Here is a 17760-nt window from a genome sequence, read left to right as displayed (position 1 = left end):
GCCGGAGACGATCAGAACTGGTTCGCCATGCTGAAGCGGAACTGCTGCTTCTCGTCGAAGTCTTCCTTGACGACCGGCTCGGCGTAATCGACGCGCAGGTTGCCGAAAGGCGAAGCCCACATGACACCAACGCCGACCGAGGCGCGGATCGACATGTCGGTGCCGTTGACCTTGTCACCGAAAGTCTTGGTTTCATTGCCGAACAGCGAACCGGCGTCAGCAAAGACAGCGGCACGGAAACCGACATCTTCCGGGATGAGCGGCATCGGCATCGTCATTTCAGCCGAGGCATTGAAGTAGCTTGTGCCACCGAGAGCATCGCCGTGGTCGTCCGTGCGCGGACCGATACCGTCGTTCTTGAAGCCACGGATCTGACGACCGCCGATCGTGAACTGATCGAAGACGTTCAGATCATCACCGGTCTTGAACACATGACCACCACCGACGGCAATCGAACCAACCAGATCGGCTTCGGTCGAAAGAAGGTGGAAGTAACGGGCGCGGGCTGTGACCTTGTAGAAGTCGGAGTCGCCACCGAGGCCGGCATATTCATGCGTGAAGGATGCAAACAGACCTTCACGTGGAAGCGTCTGGCTGTCCAGCGAGTTGTAGACCAGCGACTGCGACACTGACGACTGCGTATACTTGCCTTCGTCGATCAGGTTCGCGTAGGTCTGCGACACCTTGTCATCAAGCGTAAACGGCAGGCCGTCACCACCAAAAGCACCGTCTTCTTCGTACTTGATCGTCTTGTAGGTGTAGCGGAACGTCGTCGCCAGCTCTTCAGTGATCGGCGCCGTTACGCGCAGGGTGATGCCCTGTTCGCTATAGTCGTAGTAATCGTTCGAAGAGGTCGTGCTCTTGAAGATGTCGAAGCCTGCAGCAAGACGGTAACCGAGGAAGTAAGGCTCGGTGAACGAGATGCTATAGCTGCGCGCGTCGTCCGTACCGGCACCTGCCGCAACGCGGATGTACTGGCCACGACCGAGGAAGTTCTTTTCTTCGATGGATGCTTCGAGAAGGAAGCCGTCACCGCCAGCAGCGTAACCTGCACCGATACCGAACGAACCGGTTGGCTGATCTTCGACATCCACGATCACGACGACACGGTCGGCAGAGCTGCCCTGCTGCGTCGTCACGTTGACGGTGGTGAAGTAGCCAAGCGCCTCAAGACGCTTCTTGGCGCGGGCAATCATCCCCTGATTGAACGCATCGCCTTCGGAGAAGTCGAACTCGCGGCGAATAACATAGTCGCGGGTGCGGGTGTTGCCGCGAACCTCGATACGCTCGACATAGGCGCGCTCGCCCTGGTCGACCATGTAGGAGACGCCGATCGTGTGGTTTTCAAAGTTGCGATCGCCGCGTGGCGTGACACGCGCAAACGGATAGCCGGCAGACGAGACGCGCTTCGAAATCGCATCCATCGTCTTCTGGATTTCACGGGCATCGTAGGTGCTGCCGGAATTGGTCTCGACGAGACCCTCCAGGTCCTGACCGGAGATGCCTTCTACCGTCGATTCAACGGCAATGTTGCCGTACTGGTAGCGAGCACCTTCCTCAACCGTGAAGGTGATGTTGTACTGGTTAGTCGACTCATCAAGAACCGCCTGCGACGACACGACCCGGAAATCCGGATAGCCGTGATTGTAGTAGAACTGGCGGAGCGTGTCTTCGTCGGCGCGCAGCTTGTCTTCGCTGTAGACATCCTTGCGGGTCAGGAAAGACAGAGGACCGGATTCTTTGGTGATGATCGTCGACTTCAGACGACCGTCGCCATAGGCCTGGTTTCCAACAAAGGTGATGTTGGCAATCTTGGTGCGGTCACCTTCGTTGATGACGAAGGCAAGGTTGACGCGGCCCTGGCCGACATCGGCGGTCTGCGTCGTGACTTCAACGTCGCTACGACCAATCGCGCGATACGATTCGCGGATGCGCTCGATGTCGGCGTTGATCATGGACTGGTTGTAAGGGCCAAGTGGCTGCGTCTGAACGGCGCCAGCGAGCTTGTCGTCCTTGATCTTGCGGTTGCCGTTGAAGACGACCTGGTTGATCAGCTTGTTTTCGCTGACGGTAACGACAAGCGCGCTACCGGAAACGCTGATGCGGACATCGGAGAAAAATCCGGTCGCATAGAGACGCTTCACAGACTCGTCGATGTCGCTCGCGGCGAATGCAACGCCGGGACGGATTGTAAGGTTCGAACGGACAGCTTCTTCGCCGGCGCGCTGAGCGCCGCGGACCTGTACGCTACGAATGGTAGCTGCCTCGGCAGCGGGAGCAGAGGCAAGCACCAGCACACCGGCGCCCGACGCAACAACACTAGCAGACAGCGCAACCGCCGACACTGCGTTCAAGAACTTTGAACCAGCCTTCATTTTCACTTCTTACCTTTTCCCGTTGTCCCTTGGCGGGTGAACCCGACTCCGGCCACGTGTGTCGTTTTACCTGCTTTTGCCCTACAAGCAAGATATCGCGTTAATTTCTATTTACTTCCTTTCGATGCGTGGCCATATCGCCACGCACCACATGCAAACATGGTAAATAAAGGGTTATTTCAACGATCTCACGGGGTTAACCGATGAGATTACTGATGTCGTTGAATGTCGCAAACACCATCAGGCTAAGCACCATGGCCAGTCCGATCCGGAATGCGATCTCCTGAGCACCAGACCCCAGCGGTTTGCCTCTGATGGCCTCGATTGCATAAAATACCAGATGCCCTCCGTCCAGAACAGGAACCGGCATCAGGTTCAACAATCCAATGGAAACTGACAGTACGGCTGCCAGCTGAACAACGGCGGCAAAGCCGAGGCTCGCCATCTGGCCAGATGCCTGCGCGACCCTGACAGGACCGCCCAGCTGATCAGCCTTCATGCGACCCGTCACGAGGTTGCCGATGTAACGGAATGTGCCGGTGACGATATTTCCGGTTTCCTTGACGCCTTCCGCCACTGCCTCGAGGGGCGAGAAGGTTTCGGTCCTGAAATTGCCCAGCTGTTCGTTGGTGACGATGCCGATCAGGCCAAGCTCGACCTTGTTGCCGAACTGGTCGGTGATCTCACTGCGCTTTGGCACCATAGGCAGGTCGATGTCCTGCCCGTTGCGTTCAACGGTGACGGTGATCGGGGTTTCCGGACGCACGCTGACATAGCGGCGGACGTCGTCGAACGTCTTGATGCGACTGCCATCGAGCGCGACCAAACGGTCCCCCGTCTGCACACCGGCTTCTGCCGCGGCGCTGTCAGGCCTCACTTCGGCGACGACGGGATCGGCGATGACCTTTCCGTAAACGCTGAACAGGACGGCGAAGATTGCGATCGCCAGAATGAAATTGGCAATCGGTCCGGCAGCCACGGTCGCCGCGCGTTTCCACAGCTTGGCTCCGGCCAGCGTGTGCGCCTTGTCCGCCTCGGTCATATGTGAGACGCTTTTGGCATCGGGCATGCTCGCGACATCGTCGTCGCCGAAGAATTTCACATACCCACCAAGCGGAATCGCAGAGATCTTCCAGCGTGTGCCGCGTTTGTCCGTAAACCCGATCAGTTCCGGTCCGAAGCCGACGGAAAACGCAGTCGAGCGGATGCCGCACCAGCGGCCGACAAGATAGTGGCCCATTTCGTGCACGAAGACGAGCAGCGACAGGACGAGGATGAAGGGGATGATGTAACCCGTAACGAAGGTCAGGATGGCCATTTCAGTTTCCGGTTTCCAGCGGTCGCAAGGACCGACATTTATCAGAGGCCGAAAAGATAGGCCGCGACGCTTGCGTCAACATGGCTTGTCCAGGCGGCGTGCGCAAGTGTGAGAAGAAACGCCGCGAAACAGGCAAAAACGAGACCGTCGACGCGATCCATCACACCACCGTGGCCGGGGATGAGATGACTGGAATCCTTCACGCCGAATCGGCGCTTGATGAAGGATTCGAAGAGATCGCCGATCTGGCTCGCGACAGACAGGATGAGCGCCATGAACGCCGTCCACAGCGAGAAGTCCGAGAACACAACACCACTCAGCGCAGATCCCGCGATAACGGCGGAAACGGTACCGCCGATTGCTCCGGACCATGTCTTGCCGGGCGAGATCCGGGGCGCGAGTTTTGGCCCCTTCAGTTTGCGGCCGATGAAATAAGCGAGAATGTCCGTGGACCAGACGACGGCGAACAGAAACAGCATCGCCATCAGGCCGATCTGGTTTTCACCCCGGATCGCGGCAATGGCGATCGTACTCAAGCCTGCGTAGAGGATGCCTGATGGCAGCCACCAGCTACGCTTGCGCAGAACGACAAACAGCATGGCTGTTATCACGCCGCCGCCAAGGAGCGGCATCGACATCTGGTCGTCACCGCCGAGAACATTCAACGCGACAAGGACGACGATCAGCCAACCGAAGGCGTTGCCTTGGAAATCCACGTCCTTCAATCGAGTGATCGTGGACCATTCGTAATAGACGAGTACGCCGATCACGGCTGCGACGGCCCGGAATGGGAGACCACCTGCCCAGGTCGCGGCCAGGACCACGATGGCAAGCACGATTGCCGACAGAAGACGCTTCTTCAGTTCTCCCGACATCAACCGACGACCGCGGTGGGAGTGGCCGAGACGGCGCCGAACCGGCGGTCGCGAGAGGCGTAGACCTTAAGGGCCTGGAAGAAGAGCTGCTTGTCGAAATCCGGCCAGTATTCGGGAATGAACAGGAACTCGGAATAGGCTGCCTGCCAAAGCAGGAAGTTCGAAAGCCTCTCCTCGCCGCTGGTGCGGATGATCAGGTCCGGGTCTGGAATATCGGCGGTGTCCAGACGCCCGCAAATCATCGCCGCATCGATCGCCTCTGGATCAAGAAGGCCTGCGCGCACGTCCTTTGCGAGGCTCACCGTCGCACGGACGATCTCGTCACGCGAGCCATAATTGAACGCGATCACAAGTGTCAGCGCGGTGTTGTTGCGCGTCGTCTCCTCGGCCTCCAGAAGCAGAGGAAGAAGATCGCCGCGCAGCTTGACGCGGTCGCCGATGATGCGGATGCGAACATTGGAATGATGCAGTTCGGCGAGGTCGCGACGGATGAAGCGGCGCAGAAGCCCCATCAGGTCGTTCACCTCGGCTTCCGGACGGCTCCAGTTCTCCGACGAAAAGGCGAACAGGGTGAGATACTCCACACCCGCCTCGCCTGCCGCCTTCACCGTTTCGCGAACGGCTTCCATCCCTTTGCTGTGGCCAACGGTACGGGGAAGCCCACGCTTGTTGGCCCACCGTCCGTTGCCATCCATGATGATGGCGACATGCCGAGGGATGATCGCAAGTTCGGGGGTCGCCATAATCGATGCCGTTCCTTTCGCAGCCGCAACGTTGCGGCGTCGCGGAGCAGGTTATACCTGCATGATTTCCTTTTCCTTGTCGGCAAGCAAGCGGTCGACTTCGGAAATCGTGTCATCCGTCATCTTCTGCACTTTTTCCGACTGGGCGCGACTTTCGTCCTGGCCGATGGAACCGTCCTTCTCAGCCTTCTTGAGCCCGTCCATACCGTCACGACGGACATGGCGAGCCGCAACCTTGGCTTTTTCGCCGTATTCGTGGGCAAGCTTCACCAGCGACTTGCGGCGCTCTTCGTTGAGCTCCGGCAGAGGAATACGCAGGTTCTGGCCATCGACGATCGGGTTGAGGCCGAGATTCGATTCGCGGATTGCACGATCGACGGCACCCACCATTGACTTGTCCCAGATCGAGACGCCCAGCATGCGCGGCTCGGGAACCGTCACGTTTGCAACCTGGTTGAGCGGCACGCGCGAACCATAGGCTTCGACCGTGACAGGGTCGAGGATGTTTGCGGAAGCACGGCCCGTCCGCAGCGATGAGATGTCGCTCTTGAAGGCCGTGATCGCGCCGTCCATACGGCGCTTGATGTCGTTGAGATCTACTCCACTCATCAGCAGGAACTCCCTATTGTTCTTGGCGGTCGGTTCTTGGCAACGAACCGCGTGTCAGTTGTCGGATACGATGGTCTTGCGACCGCCGCCGGTCAAGATTTGTGCGAAACCGCCCTTCTCGTGGATCGAGAAGACGACGATCGGAATGGAATTTTCACGCGCCAGCGCAACGGCTGCGACGTCCATGACGGCAAGACCCTTGTCGAGCACTTCACTGTGGGTGAGCGTTTCGAAACGGGTCGCGGTCGGGTCCTTCTTCGGGTCTGCGGAATAGATGCCGTCGACCTGCGTGCCCTTGAATATCGCTTCTGCGCCGATCTCGGCAGCACGCAGCGCCGCAGCAGAATTGGTGGTGAAGAACGGGTTGCCGGTACCGCCGGCAAAGATCACCACACGACCCTGCGCCATATGATGCAGCGTGCGACGCTGCGAGAAGCTTTCGCAGATCTCCGGCATGGCGACAGCCGACAGGACGACCGTCTCGATGTCGAGCTTGCGCAGCGAGGTTGCGAGCGCCAGTGCGTTGATGACGGTGCCGAGCATGCCCATGTGGTCGCCGGTCACCCGGTCGCCACCCTTGGAAGCTACGGCCACGCCACGAAAAATGTTGCCGCCGCCGACGACGACACCGACTTCGACGCCCATGGCGCAGGCATCCGCAATATCCGATGCGATCCGGTCTGCAACTTCAACGTCGATACCGAAGCCCTGACTTCCCATCAGTGCTTCACCGGAGGCCTTGAGCAGAACACGCTTGTAGATCGGTTGCGACATGGTGGCTCCTTGAAAGCGAAACGGACGGAGTGATCAAACGGGATGCGGATACACGAAGGGCACCGGCTTGTCACCGGTGCCCTTCAGGTTTTCAACGACTACGGCGCCTTGCAATGCGCGTGAAGGCAGCAATCAGCCCTTGGCGACTGCTGCAACTTCTGCTGCGAAATCGCTTTCTTCCTTTTCGACGCCTTCACCGAGGAGAAGACGTGCCATGCCGGTGACTTCGATCGGCGCGCCGACTTCCTTCTCGGCAGCCTTGACGGCGTCACCGACGGTGAGGTCAGGATTGATGACGAAAGCCTGCGACAGAAGAGCAACTTCTTCGAAGAACTTGCGCATGCGGCCGTCGACCATCTTTTCGATGATGGCTTCCGGCTTGCCGGATTCGCGGGCCTGTTCGATGAAGACGTTGCGCTCGCGCTCGGCGACAGCGGCATCGACTTCTTCCGAACGGATGGCGAGCGGGTTGGTCGCAGCGATGTGCATGGCAACCTGGCGGCCGATGGCGTTCAGGGCTTCCTTGTTGCCGGTCGACTTCAGGGCAACGAGAACGCCGAGCTTTCCGAGACGGTCAGCCGCTGCGTTGTGGATGTAAGTCGCAACAACGCCGTCCTCGACGGACAGAAGCGCGGAGCGGCGCAGGTTCATGTTCTCGCCGATCGTGGCAATCGTATCCTTGATCGTGTCGGAGACCGTCTTGCCGGTAGCCGGATAGATTGCTGCGCTGACGCCGTCGACGGTACCGTCGGTGGTCAGGGCAACATCGGCAATGCCGCGAACCATGATCTGGAACGCATCGTTGCGCGCTACGAAGTCGGTTTCGGAGTTCACTTCGACAACGACAGCGGACGTGCCGTTGGAGGCGACGCCGATCAGGCCTTCGGCTGCGGTGCGGCCGGACTTCTTGTCAGCCTTGGCGATACCCTTGGCGCGCAGCCAGTCGATCGCAGCTTCGATGTCACCGTTGTTTTCGGCAAGCGCGCGCTTGCAATCCATCATGCCCGCGCCGGACTTTTCGCGCAGTTCCTTCACCAGTGCAGCGGTGATTTCAGCCATTTTCGTGCCTCTTGTCGGTTCAAGTTGCGTGTCGCCGGAAAACCGTCGGCGATACCAAAGATTGGGACGAATGTACCCGGAAATATGACATCGTGATGAAGCCATCACGGTTGCGACCGTCTCCACGTCCACCTGACGGTAGACGGCGACGTATCGTCTTAAACGACCAAGGCCAGGGATTGATATCTCTGGCCTTGGTCGAATTCGAAAAGACGGAGCGTCTCAGAACGCTCCAGACTCAGACAATTAAGCCTGAGCTTCCGTTTCGGCTGCGCCTTCAGCTTCGAGAGCAGGCTCTTCAGGAGCCTCCATCATCGCGCCGAGGTCACGGCCCGAAGCGCCCTGCTGACGGGCAATGCCGTCGATGGCAGCGCGTGCCATCAGGTCGCAGTAGAGAGCGATGGCGCGCGAAGCGTCGTCGTTGCCAGGGATCGGGAAGTCGATCAGGTCCGGATCGCAGTTCGAGTCGATGATGGCGACGACCGGGATGCCCAGGCGCTTTGCTTCATCGATCGCGATCTTTTCCTTGTTGGTGTCGATGATGAACATCAGGTCCGGAACGCCGCCCATGTCACGGATACCGCCAAGAGCCTTGTCCAGCTTTTCGCGTTCGCGCTCGAGGTTCAGACGCTCCTTCTTGGAGTAGCCGGAAGCTTCCGAGTTCAGGATCTCGTCGAGCTTGCGCAGACGGGCGATCGAGTTCGAAATGGTCTTCCAGTTGGTCATCATGCCGCCGAGCCAGCGGGAGTTGACGTAGTACTGGGCCGAACGCTTGGCGGAGTCAGCGATAAGCTCGGAAGCCTGACGCTTGGTGCCAACGAACAGAACGCGGCCGCCACGAGCAACGGTGTCGGACACGACCTGAAGGGCGCGCGACAGCATCGGAACGGTCTGAGCCAGATCGATGATGTGGATGTTGTTACGATCGCCGAAGATGTACGGCTTCATCTTCGGGTTCCAGCGGTGTGTCTGGTGGCCGAAGTGGGTGCCTGCTTCGAGAAGCTGGCGCATAGAGAAATCGGGCAATGCCATGCCTAGTTATCCTTTTCCGGTTGAACCTCCGCAAGACGAACAGCAACCTCGTCGAGGCTGCCACCGGGCGGAACGGACCGGATTTCTCCCGGACCATCCCATGCCTTGCGTGTGGAATGCCGGTGCCCATACTAGGCATCGGCCACAAAGGCAAGCGTTTTTCGACGCTGCCCGTCTTTGGGAAGAGCGGGACTGGCCGAAGCCCTAGTCCATTTCGCGGTCGCCGCAGGGCCAGCTTTCCGGCAGTGTCAGGCCGGCCGGCAGTTTCGTGCGCCGGTCGCCGCAGGCCACGTTCAGCTGGTGCTGATCGAGCCCGATCGAAGACGACAGGTCCACTCCTTCGATGCGCGTCAGAAAGAAGAAGGCGCTCTGGAAATTGAGGGGACCTTTGAATTCGGCCTTCGTCAGGTCGGCGCGTGCCAGGTTTGCGAAGGCGAAACTTGCGCCGGTCAGGACGGCCCCGTCGAAGTTCGACCTGCCGAGTTCGGCTTTCTCGAAGCGTGCGTTGTTCAACTCCGCTTTCGAGAAATTGGACCTCTCCAACTCCGCGCTCGTGAAATTCGCGTCGTTGGCGCGTACTTTCTGGAAGTCGGACCGATATGCTTCGACCTTTGAAAAATTCGCCCCCTCGGCGTTGCTGCCTGCCATCCAGGTGCGGATGAGCTTCGCCTTGGTGAGATTGGTACCGGCAAAATTCGAATCGCGCAGATCGGTAAAGCTTAAGTCCGCCTCCGCAAGACTACCCTTGGAGAAATCGGATCCGCTCAGCATCAGATTGCGCTTGGCGCAACTCGACCAGTTGATCCCCGGATAGGGATCGGTACGGCACTCCTGCGCCGAGACCGTCGTCGGCGCGAGTGTCAGCGCGGCGGCTCCTGTCAGGATCGCGACAGAAAGAATGGTACCAATCGAACTCATAGACACCGCTCCTCTCCACGCCTCGGTGGACGTGCATACTCAACTACCGCTTATATAGAGAAGGACGGCAGCAAATTCATCCCGTCGTCACCTGGTAACGGGTCGTTGATCTGCCTGGCAGTCGCTCTTTTGCAAAAGCTCAAGCTTGCTCAGGCTTCCGCTCAGCACGAAGTCGCCGTAGTCCATGGTCAGGTCGCGCGTGATGCCGTTCTCATAGAGCTTGAACGACATGTTGTAGACGGGCGTCGGATCGCCCGCGGCTGCCTCGTTGAAATAGGCAATGGTCACAGGCCAGTAAGCCGCCTTGGAGAACTCGCCGGCTTTGGCTGCATCAAGATCTTCCTTCTGCGGGTCCTGCTGCTTTCCGATGACTGTCGTGGTCAGAAGCGACTTGTCGCCATCCTCGGAACCGTCGAACACGCGTGCCTCGAAAAACCGGTTGCCATCCTTCGCATTCTTGATCACTTCAAGCATGTGATTGGTAGGGAACGCGCTGGCTGGAAGGTCGACTTCGCGCCCCTCGGGACCGGTCAGGTCCACTTTGACGCCGGTTTCGCCGGTTGTCGCGTCACCGGCGACCTCCTTGTCCAACTGTTCGTCGGTAAACGACTTGGTCTCGAAGTGAAACTGCTGCGCCGATACATCCTCGAACGTGTTGGTCTGCTGGTCGCTGACGCGGGTTTGCTCGCCGGTATCTATCTTTGTGACGAGACGGAAGTTGGTCGTGAACCCCGTGCAGGCCGAGCCGGTAAACTCGTAGACCATTCGTCCGACCATCCCTTCGATTCCGGACCGCTCGGACGCATCCTTGAGTTTCAGGTCGTAGACGGCGCGATGCGGAATGAGCAGGCGGGCCGCCGTATCGGCGCTCATCGGGGCAGCGGAGGCCGCTGGCACGCTCATCACGCCGGCAAGGAACATCCCAAGGCTCGTGCGCAGCATTCACATTCTCCTATTGGACTCAATGCATGATGTTGTAAGAACGCCATCAGCCGAGGTTATGACCTTGATGCAGGATTTTTGGGCAATTTACAATAAAACCGGAGACCGAAATGTCGAACCCGATCGAGACGCGCCTGCAGGAACTGGACATCGTTCTGCCTGAGGCAGCAGCGCCTGCCGCCAACTATGTGTCCTACGTGATCAGCGGCAACATGCTCTATATCTCCGGTCAGTTGCCGACCGAAAACGGCAAGATTGCGGTCAGTGGCCTGGTCGGTGCCGATGTCGACGTCCCGGCAGCGCAGCGCGCCGCAGAACTCTGCGCCATCAACATTCTGTCGCAGGCGAAGGCTGCTCTTGGCGGAGATCTCACCAGGATCAAGCGCGTCGTCAAGCTGTCGAGCTTCGTTGCGTCTGCACCGGGCTTCACGGAACAGCACATCGTCACCAACGGCGCTTCGAACCTGATTGCGAACGTGCTCGGTGATGCCGGCAAGCACGCCCGCGCTGCTGTCGGCATGGCAGCGCTGCCGCTCAACGCCGCGGTCGAGATCGAGGCCATCATCGAGATCTCCGCATGACCTCTGCAGACTGGATCAAGGACGTGCCGGTCGCGCATCGCGGCTATCACGACATGAACAAGACGGTCTGGGAAAACACGCTGTCAGCGTTTTCCCGGGCCATTGATGCGGGTTTCGCGATCGAATGCGACATCCAGCTGTCCGCAGACAGCGTCCCGGTCGTGTTCCACGACAACAAGCTGGAGCGCCTTTGCGGCATCAAGGGCGACGTTCGCGAACGGACCGCGGCCGAACTCGGAATGCTTTCGATTGGTGGCACCGCGGACAAGATACCGACGCTCAAGCAGATGCTCACGCTCGTCGCCGGTCGCGTTCCTCTTGTCATCGAGATCAAGGGTCGCCAAGCGGATGAGGACGACGGCTTCGTTGACGACGTTCTCGACGTATTGGAAGGGTATGAGGGCAAGGTTGCCCTGATGAGCTTCGACTACCACATCCTGCGTGCACTGAAGCAGGCCGAGGCGCCCTACCCGCTTGGCCTCACCGCGGAAGGCTCAAAGCCGGAGGAGTTCTTCAATCACGACGAAGCGATGCAGCTCGGCCTCGATTTCATCTCCTATCACTGGGCGCATCTGCCCAACTCATTCGTCACTGCGCAGGCTGATGCCGGAATTCCGATCATTACCTGGACGGTGAGGGATGCAAAGGCCGTCGAACATACCTATAAATATGCAGAGCAGATGACCTTCGAAGGGTTCGACCCACGGGAGAACCCTGCCGCATAATTGGATCCAATGACCGGCAACCTGACAATCCGCATCGAAAAATCCATTGCCGCGATCAGCCCACAAAGCTGGTCGCGGCTTTCCGGCGCCTCTAAGGAGGCCGATCCCTTAGGGAAGTCTTCCGTTCCCTACAATCCGTTCCTGTCACATGCCTTCCTGTCCGCACTGGAGGAATCCGGTTCGGCAACGGCAAAAACAGGCTGGCACGGCCAGCATCTCCTGCTGGAAGATGACAAGGGTCAACTGATCGGCGCCGTGCCGGGCTATCTCAAGAGCCATAGCCAGGGCGAATACGTGTTCGACCATGGCTGGGCCGACGCCTTCGAGCGCGCCGGCGGCCGTTACTACCCTAAACTGCAGTGTGCGGTCCCATTTACGCCCGCAACCGGTCCGCGCCTTCTCGTTGCGTCGGGCTATGATCGCGACATGGTGCAAACCACGCTCGCGGAAGGTCTCCAGGAGGTGACACGGCAGCTCGGCATATCGTCCGCGCATGTCACCTTCGTGCCGGATGATGAAGTCATCGCTTTCGAAGACGCTGAATATCTGCACCGAACCGACAAGCAGTTCCACTTCATCAACGACGGTTATGCCGATCACGATGCGTTTCTGGAAACGCTCGCGTCTCGCAAGCGCAAGGCGTTGAAGAAGGAACGGCGAGCCGCGCTCGAGAACGGTATCACGATCGACTGGCTGACAGGCAAGGACCTGACCGAGGACATCTGGGACCAGTTCTACACGTTCTACATGGATACGGGCGGGCGCAAATGGGGCCGGCCGTACCTTACCCGTGCCTTCTATTCGCTGATCGGCGAACGCATGGCGGACGACATTCTTCTGGTCATGGCCAAGCGCGAGGGGCGGTACGTCGCCGGTGCGATCAACTTCATCGGCGGTGACGCGCTTTACGGGCGCCACTGGGGCTGTATCGAAGACCATCCCTTCCTGCATTTCGAGGTGTGCTACCATCAGGCGATCGACTATGCGCTTGCCCATGGGCTGAAGCGGGTCGAGGCGGGCGCACAGGGCGAGCACAAGCTTGCGCGCGGTTACCTGCCCGTCACCACCCACTCGATGCATTACATCGCCCATCCCGGCCTTCGTAGCGCGATTGCTGACTACCTGAAGCGAGAGCGGGAGGATGTGGAATACATGAATGAGTACCTCTCCGAGCACAGCCCTTTCCGCAAGGGTGAACGGCAAGAACAAGACTGAGCAGCAGAAAGGGAGACGCCACCGATGACCGGTCACGACTACGATCCGAACAACATCTTCGCCAAGATCCTCAAAGGCGAAATTCCCTGCCACCGCGTCTACGAGGACGACGACACGCTCGCCTTCATGGATGTGATGCCGCAGACGCCGGGTCACGTTCTGGTGGTTCCGAAAGCGCCCTCACGCAATTTGCTCGATGCGGATGCGGCGGTGCTTTCGAAGGTCATTCCGGTGGTTCAGAAGCTCGCGCGCGCCGTCAAGGATGCGTTTGATGCTGATGGAATTACCATCACGCAGTTCAACGAAGCGCCGGCCGGCCAAACCGTCTTTCACCTGCATTTCCACGTCATTCCGCGCTACGAGAATCAGCCGTTGAAGCCGCATACGGGCAAGATGGAGGACAAGGAAGTCCTCGCTGCCAATGCCGAGAAGATCATCGGCGAACTTGGCTTCTGATCAGGGTTGAAGCAGGAGTAGTCCTGCGACGAGAATGGCGATCGGTGTCAGCACGCCGATCGCGACCCGCTTGCCGGTCAGGAGAAACACGGCAAAGCCGATACCAGCCGCCGCAAGCCTGAGCCAGAGGGGCGAGAGCGCCAGTGTTCCCGTCGGGAATACGATCAGCTTTGCCGTCACCGCCATGACCAATGCCGTGGCAACCGCCCTCACCCAGTAGAGCGTCTCGGAATCCTCTTTCAGCCGGTGGCCTGCGATCACACCGAGCCAGCGCCAGATATCGGTTGCAAGAAAACCCGCGACAGCGATGACGATATAGGTCCAGTACCCGTCGAACATCATGCGGCCCGCCGATCAGATCCGCGCTTGCGGCGATAACGGTCGATCAGGTAGGCGACGGTACCGCCGCCGATCCCAGCCAGAAGCACGTCGAACTGCGGCGCTACGAGCGCCAGGGCCGGTCCCAGAACGATGCCGATCACGAAGGCGATCCGGACGACAGGCTGGGCTGCACTCGCCCAGATCGAGGATATGAAATAGACCGGGGTCAGCATGAACAAGGCACCTGCCACAACAGGCGGAAACTGAGACACGACACCAAAGCTGACGCCGACGATCAGCGCATTGGTGCAGGTCAACGTGATGCCAAAACCTGCAAAGAAGGCAACCCGGCGCTCTCTCGGCACATGGCGGAGATTGAGGCTCGCAAAGACCCAGGACGTGATGGCGATGAAATGCGAGAGAAACAGGAGAACCGGCAGCGGTGTCTTCTTCGTGCGCATCTCCGGCATGATCGACGCCACCATCGGCATCATCCGGATCGACGACAGCGTCACGGCGAGGAAGGACGCGGCGATGTTGGCGCCGCCCAACATCGAACCCACCAGGATCATCTGGGCCGGCAGGGCCCAGATACCGAGCGTCATCGCGACAGCCTGCCCTCGTGTCAGGCCGGCTTCGACCGCAAAGGCGCTGAAACCGACATAGGACGTCATCAGGATCAGAGCCGGCAAGGAGAAGATGCCGCGCATGCCCTTAAGAAACCACGCAAGGCCGCTGCGCTCGGAGCTTTCGGTGGTCATTGGCATGCCCGTAAATGATTGACGTTACGGGACCTACAAAAACGACGATGCCGGGACAAGCCCGGCATCGATTTCTCGGATGGAAAAGAGCGCTACTTGCTCTTTGGGACGCGTGGCACGGTGCTACCCTTGCGGGGCGCGGACTTTGCCGGGGCTTCCTCGGCAATCACGTCGCCATCGTCGACGACATTTGCCTTCGCGGAACCGCCGTCCTTGTCCTTGGCCTTCGGCGCAGACTTCTTCGAAGGCTTTGACTTTGTCGTCTTGGCCTTGATCTCGTCGGCAGCCTCTTCCACTTCCGCTTCAGGCTTCGGCTTTACCCGGGCCGTTTCCGAAATGGACTCCAGAAGAAGACCGTCGGTGCCATCTTCCTTCTTGCCGGCCGTGACGCGGACGATGCCACCCTTGCGAAGCTTGCCAAAAAGGATCTCGTTGGCGAGCGGCTTCTTGATGTATTCCTGGATCACGCGAGACAGAGGTCTTGCGCCCATCTTCTCGTCATAACCCTTTTCCGCCAGCCAGGCGATCGCGTCCTCATGCAGATCGAACGTCACGTTACGCTCCGACAGCTGGCTTTCCAGCTGCATCACGAACTTCTGGACGACCTGGTGGATAACCGTGGTCGGCAGCGGTGCAAACGGAATGATCGCATCGAGACGGTTGCGGAATTCCGGTGTGAACAGGCGATTGATCGCCTCCTCATCTTCGCCGGTGCGTCTTGATGATCCAAAGCCGATCGCAGACTTGGCCATCTCGGATGCACCCGCATTCGTCGTCATGATCAAGATGACGTTGCGGAAGTCGATTTTCTTGCCGTTGTGATCGGTCAGCGATCCATGGTCCATCACCTGCAACAGGATGTTGTAGATATCCGGATGCGCCTTCTCGATTTCGTCGAGCAGAACCACGCTGTGCGGGTGCTGATCAACGCCATCGGTCAGGAGACCGCCCTGGTCGAAGCCGACATAGCCGGGAGGTGCGCCAAGCAGTCGCGAGACCGTGTGGCGTTCCATGTATTCCGACATGTCGAAACGCAGCATCTCGACGCCGAGCGAGGCGGCAAGCTGCTTTGCGACTTCGGTCTTGCCGACGCCGGTTGGACCGGAGAAGACATAGGAGCCGATCGGCTTGTTCGGCTCGCGCAGACCTGCACGTGCCAGCTTGATCGCGGTCGACAGTGCGTCGATCGCGACGTCCTGGCCGTACACGACAGAACGCAGTTCCTTCTCAAGGTTGGCGAGAACCATCTCGTCATCCTTGGAAACCGTTTTCGCCGGGATGCGGGCCATCGTGGCGATTGTCGCCTCGATTTCCTTTTCCGTGATCAGTTTGCGACGCTTGGAAGCGGGCAGCAGCATCTGGGCTGCACCGGTCTCGTCGATCACGTCGATCGCCTTGTCCGGCAGCTTGCGGTCGGAGATATACCGTGCTGACAGTTCCACCGCCGACTTGATCGCGTCGTTGGTGTAGCGCAGCTTGTGATACTCTTCGAAATAAGGCTTCAAGCCCTTCATGATTTCGATCGCATCATCGATCGACGGCTCATTGACGTCGATCTTCTGGAAGCGTCGAACCAGAGCCCGGTCCTTTTCGAAGAACTGGCGGTATTCCTTGTAGGTCGTCGAACCGATGCAGCGGATCTGGCCAGAGGACAGAGCCGGCTTCAGCAGGTTGGACGCATCCATGGCACCGCCCGACGTTGCACCCGCACCAATCACGGTGTGGATTTCGTCGATGAACAGGACAGCACCTGGAAAATCTTCCAGTTCCTTGACGACCTGCTTCAGACGTTCCTCGAAGTCGCCGCGATAGCGGGTGCCTGCAAGCAGGGTGCCCATATCGAGCGAGAAGATCGTGGCATCGGCCAGCGCTTCCGGCACCTTGCCCTCGACGATGCGCTTTGCCAGTCCCTCGGCGATCGCAGTTTTGCCAACGCCCGGATCGCCCACGTAAAGCGGGTTGTTCTTGGAGCGGCGGCACAGAACCTGGATCGTGCGGTTGACCTCGGAATGACGACCGATCAATGGATCGATACGGCCATTCTTGGCCTTTTCGTTCAGATTGACACAGTATGCCTTCAGGGCATCCTGCTGCTTCTTGCCGGGACCTTCCTCCTCGTTGCGCGAAACAGGCTTGGCGTCTGAATCGGGCTCATCAGCACCACGCGGGGTCCGGGCCTGGGAGGAACCCGGACGCTTGCCGATGCCGTGAGAGATATAGTTGACCGCGTCGTAGCGGGTCATTTCCTGCTCCTGCAGGAAGAAGGCTGCGTGGCTCTCACGTTCTGCGAAGATTGCGACGAGCACGTTTGCTCCGGTCACTTCTTCACGACCGGAGGATTGGACGTGGATCACAGCGCGCTGGATGACGCGTTGAAAGCCGGATGTCGGTTTGGAGTCCTCGTCATAGCCTGTCACCAGGTTTGCGAGTTCATTGTCGACATATTCAGACACGGTTTTGCGGAGCGTATCCAGGTTGACGCTGCATGCTCCCATGACCGCCGCCGCATCGGCGTCGTCGATCAACGCCAGAAGCAGATGTTCGAGTGTGGCATATTCGTGATGCCGCTCGTTCGCGAAGGTCAGTGCCTGGTGCAGAGCCTTTTCAAGACTAGGCGAAAATGTTGGCACGTCGGGTTCCTCACTTCTTTTCCATGACACATTGCAGCGGATGCTGGTGTTGCCGGGCGAAGTCCATGACCTGGGACACCTTGGTTTCCGCTACTTCATAGGTGAAAATTCCGCATTCTCCGACGCCATGGTTATGGACGTGGAGCATGATAATCGTTGCCGCATCGCGGTCCTTCTGGAAAAAACGCTCCAGAATATGGATGACGAACTCCATTGGCGTGTAGTCGTCATTCAGAAGGAGAACGCGGTACAGGTTAGGCCGTTTGGTTTTCGGTTTCGTTCGCGTGATGACGGAGGTTCCGCGGCCCGCGTTGTCTCCGTCGCCGTTCTTTTCATTTTCCATCAAGATCGGCAGTGCGATCATCGTCTTTCATTCCCTAGTCATCCAGCGGCGGTATAGCGAACAACCGGTCGACAGGACTTCAG

At 59.0% G+C, this 17760-nt stretch carries 18 protein-coding genes; 4 read left to right on the top strand and 14 right to left on the bottom strand.

Translation table 11 applies throughout. The features are described 5' to 3' along the window. Nucleotides 1-11: 11 nt before the first annotated feature. The 10 genes from bamA to ACQY1K_RS07900 form a co-directional block, all read right to left on the bottom strand. Nucleotides 12-2375 carry an outer membrane protein assembly factor BamA gene (gene bamA, locus ACQY1K_RS07945; RefSeq protein WP_062580420.1) on the bottom strand — a complete coding sequence of 788 codons (2364 nt, stop codon included), beginning with the start codon at nt 2373-2375 and terminating at the stop codon, nt 12-14. A gap of 196 nt (nt 2376-2571) precedes the next feature. Next, complete coding sequence (gene rseP, locus ACQY1K_RS07940) at nt 2572-3693, bottom strand: RIP metalloprotease RseP (RefSeq protein ID WP_062457300.1); 1122 nt, start codon at nt 3691-3693, stop codon at nt 2572-2574. A gap of 41 nt (nt 3694-3734) precedes the next feature. Then, nucleotides 3735-4568: a phosphatidate cytidylyltransferase gene (locus tag ACQY1K_RS07935; RefSeq protein WP_062457303.1), complete on the bottom strand. Its 834-nt coding sequence runs from the start codon at nt 4566-4568 to the stop codon at nt 3735-3737. Further along, the gene (locus ACQY1K_RS07930; protein ID WP_062457306.1) at nt 4568-5311 is read right to left on the bottom strand and encodes an isoprenyl transferase; all 744 of its coding nucleotides are present in this window, start codon (nt 5309-5311) and stop codon (nt 4568-4570) included. The genes ACQY1K_RS07935 and ACQY1K_RS07930 overlap by 1 nt, the downstream gene beginning before the upstream one ends. A 51-nt stretch (nt 5312-5362) precedes the next feature. Next, nucleotides 5363-5920: a ribosome recycling factor gene (gene frr, locus ACQY1K_RS07925; protein WP_062457309.1), complete on the bottom strand. Its 558-nt coding sequence runs from the start codon at nt 5918-5920 to the stop codon at nt 5363-5365. Between the two features lie 54 nt (nt 5921-5974). Beyond that, on the bottom strand, nt 5975-6694 hold the full coding sequence (pyrH, locus tag ACQY1K_RS07920; RefSeq protein WP_430250054.1) for a UMP kinase: 720 nt from the start codon (nt 6692-6694) through the stop codon (nt 5975-5977). 132 nt (nt 6695-6826) lie between these two features. Then, nucleotides 6827-7753, bottom strand: coding sequence for a translation elongation factor Ts (tsf, locus tag ACQY1K_RS07915; protein ID WP_430258692.1), 927 nt, complete (start codon nt 7751-7753; stop codon nt 6827-6829). A gap of 246 nt (nt 7754-7999) precedes the next feature. Beyond that, on the bottom strand, nt 8000-8785 hold the full coding sequence (gene rpsB / locus ACQY1K_RS07910; RefSeq protein WP_062457320.1) for a 30S ribosomal protein S2: 786 nt from the start codon (nt 8783-8785) through the stop codon (nt 8000-8002). 204 nt (nt 8786-8989) lie between these two features. Further along, nucleotides 8990-9703, bottom strand: a complete 714-nt coding sequence (locus ACQY1K_RS07905) for a pentapeptide repeat-containing protein (RefSeq protein WP_082476302.1) — start codon at nt 9701-9703, stop codon at nt 8990-8992. A gap of 87 nt (nt 9704-9790) precedes the next feature. Beyond that, nucleotides 9791-10645: a cell envelope integrity EipB family protein gene (locus ACQY1K_RS07900; RefSeq protein WP_062580412.1), complete on the bottom strand. Its 855-nt coding sequence runs from the start codon at nt 10643-10645 to the stop codon at nt 9791-9793. Nucleotides 10646-10755: 110 nt separating this feature from the next. Here ACQY1K_RS07900 and ACQY1K_RS07895 point away from each other — a divergent pair, with 110 nt between their 5' ends. From ACQY1K_RS07895 to ACQY1K_RS07880, 4 genes are read left to right on the top strand one after another with little or no spacing between them, the layout of a single operon-like run. Continuing rightward, a complete protein-coding gene (locus ACQY1K_RS07895; protein ID WP_430258690.1) occupies nt 10756-11226 on the top strand; it encodes a RidA family protein in 471 nt (156 codons plus the stop codon). Then, on the top strand, nt 11223-11951 hold the full coding sequence (locus ACQY1K_RS07890; RefSeq protein ID WP_062457329.1) for a glycerophosphodiester phosphodiesterase: 729 nt from the start codon (nt 11223-11225) through the stop codon (nt 11949-11951). The genes ACQY1K_RS07895 and ACQY1K_RS07890 overlap by 4 nt, the downstream gene beginning before the upstream one ends. A gap of 9 nt (nt 11952-11960) precedes the next feature. Continuing rightward, on the top strand, nt 11961-13166 hold the full coding sequence (locus ACQY1K_RS07885; protein ID WP_430258688.1) for a GNAT family N-acetyltransferase: 1206 nt from the start codon (nt 11961-11963) through the stop codon (nt 13164-13166). A 24-nt stretch (nt 13167-13190) separates the two neighbouring features. Further along, entirely contained in the window at nt 13191-13622 is a 432-nt protein-coding gene (locus ACQY1K_RS07880; RefSeq protein WP_062580407.1) for an HIT family protein, read from the top strand. Here the strand turns inward: ACQY1K_RS07880 and ACQY1K_RS07875 are convergent, their stop codons facing one another. The 4 genes from ACQY1K_RS07875 to clpS all read right to left on the bottom strand — a co-directional run bounded on the left by ACQY1K_RS07875 (nt 13623) and on the right by clpS (nt 17698). Beyond that, on the bottom strand, nt 13623-13964 hold the full coding sequence (locus ACQY1K_RS07875) for an AzlD domain-containing protein (RefSeq protein WP_062457341.1): 342 nt from the start codon (nt 13962-13964) through the stop codon (nt 13623-13625). Further along, entirely contained in the window at nt 13961-14704 is a 744-nt protein-coding gene (locus ACQY1K_RS07870; RefSeq protein WP_430258686.1) for an AzlC family ABC transporter permease, read from the bottom strand. Before ACQY1K_RS07870 ends, ACQY1K_RS07875 begins: the two co-directional genes overlap by 4 nt. 92 nt (nt 14705-14796) lie before the next feature. Further along, nucleotides 14797-17334, bottom strand: coding sequence for an ATP-dependent Clp protease ATP-binding subunit ClpA (gene clpA, locus ACQY1K_RS07865; RefSeq protein WP_062580404.1), 2538 nt, complete (start codon nt 17332-17334; stop codon nt 14797-14799). 10 nt (nt 17335-17344) lie between these two features. Further along, nucleotides 17345-17698 carry an ATP-dependent Clp protease adapter ClpS gene (gene clpS / locus ACQY1K_RS07860; protein ID WP_062457349.1) on the bottom strand — a complete coding sequence of 118 codons (354 nt, stop codon included), beginning with the start codon at nt 17696-17698 and terminating at the stop codon, nt 17345-17347. Between the last annotated feature and the right edge of the window lie 62 nt (nt 17699-17760).

This window comes from Neorhizobium sp. IRS_2294 (genome assembly GCF_050500145.1).
Taxonomy (GTDB): domain Bacteria; phylum Pseudomonadota; class Alphaproteobacteria; order Rhizobiales; family Rhizobiaceae; genus Neorhizobium; species Neorhizobium soli.
This window is presented reverse-complemented; position numbering and strand designations above follow the sequence as displayed.

Coding starts and splice junctions, on each gene's coding strand:
- ACQY1K_RS07895 (WP_430258690.1), top strand. CDS start 10,756: ATGTCGAACCCGATCGAGACGCGCCTGCAGGAACTGGACATCGTTCTG.
- ACQY1K_RS07905 (WP_082476302.1), bottom strand. CDS start 9,703: ATGAGTTCGATTGGTACCATTCTTTCTGTCGCGATCCTGACAGGAGCC.
- bamA (WP_062580420.1), bottom strand. CDS start 2,375: ATGAAGGCTGGTTCAAAGTTCTTGAACGCAGTGTCGGCGGTTGCGCTG.
- ACQY1K_RS07890 (WP_062457329.1), top strand. CDS start 11,223: ATGACCTCTGCAGACTGGATCAAGGACGTGCCGGTCGCGCATCGCGGC.
- ACQY1K_RS07880 (WP_062580407.1), top strand. CDS start 13,191: ATGACCGGTCACGACTACGATCCGAACAACATCTTCGCCAAGATCCTC.
- frr (WP_062457309.1), bottom strand. CDS start 5,920: ATGAGTGGAGTAGATCTCAACGACATCAAGCGCCGTATGGACGGCGCG.
- clpS (WP_062457349.1), bottom strand. CDS start 17,698: ATGATCGCACTGCCGATCTTGATGGAAAATGAAAAGAACGGCGACGGA.
- ACQY1K_RS07930 (WP_062457306.1), bottom strand. CDS start 5,311: ATGGCGACCCCCGAACTTGCGATCATCCCTCGGCATGTCGCCATCATC.
- ACQY1K_RS07935 (WP_062457303.1), bottom strand. CDS start 4,568: ATGTCGGGAGAACTGAAGAAGCGTCTTCTGTCGGCAATCGTGCTTGCC.
- tsf (WP_430258692.1), bottom strand. CDS start 7,753: ATGGCTGAAATCACCGCTGCACTGGTGAAGGAACTGCGCGAAAAGTCC.
- pyrH (WP_430250054.1), bottom strand. CDS start 6,694: ATGTCGCAACCGATCTACAAGCGTGTTCTGCTCAAGGCCTCCGGTGAA.
- rseP (WP_062457300.1), bottom strand. CDS start 3,693: ATGGCCATCCTGACCTTCGTTACGGGTTACATCATCCCCTTCATCCTC.
- ACQY1K_RS07875 (WP_062457341.1), bottom strand. CDS start 13,964: ATGATGTTCGACGGGTACTGGACCTATATCGTCATCGCTGTCGCGGGT.
- ACQY1K_RS07885 (WP_430258688.1), top strand. CDS start 11,961: ATGACCGGCAACCTGACAATCCGCATCGAAAAATCCATTGCCGCGATC.
- ACQY1K_RS07870 (WP_430258686.1), bottom strand. CDS start 14,704: ATGACCACCGAAAGCTCCGAGCGCAGCGGCCTTGCGTGGTTTCTTAAG.
- rpsB (WP_062457320.1), bottom strand. CDS start 8,785: ATGGCATTGCCCGATTTCTCTATGCGCCAGCTTCTCGAAGCAGGCACC.
- ACQY1K_RS07900 (WP_062580412.1), bottom strand. CDS start 10,645: ATGCTGCGCACGAGCCTTGGGATGTTCCTTGCCGGCGTGATGAGCGTG.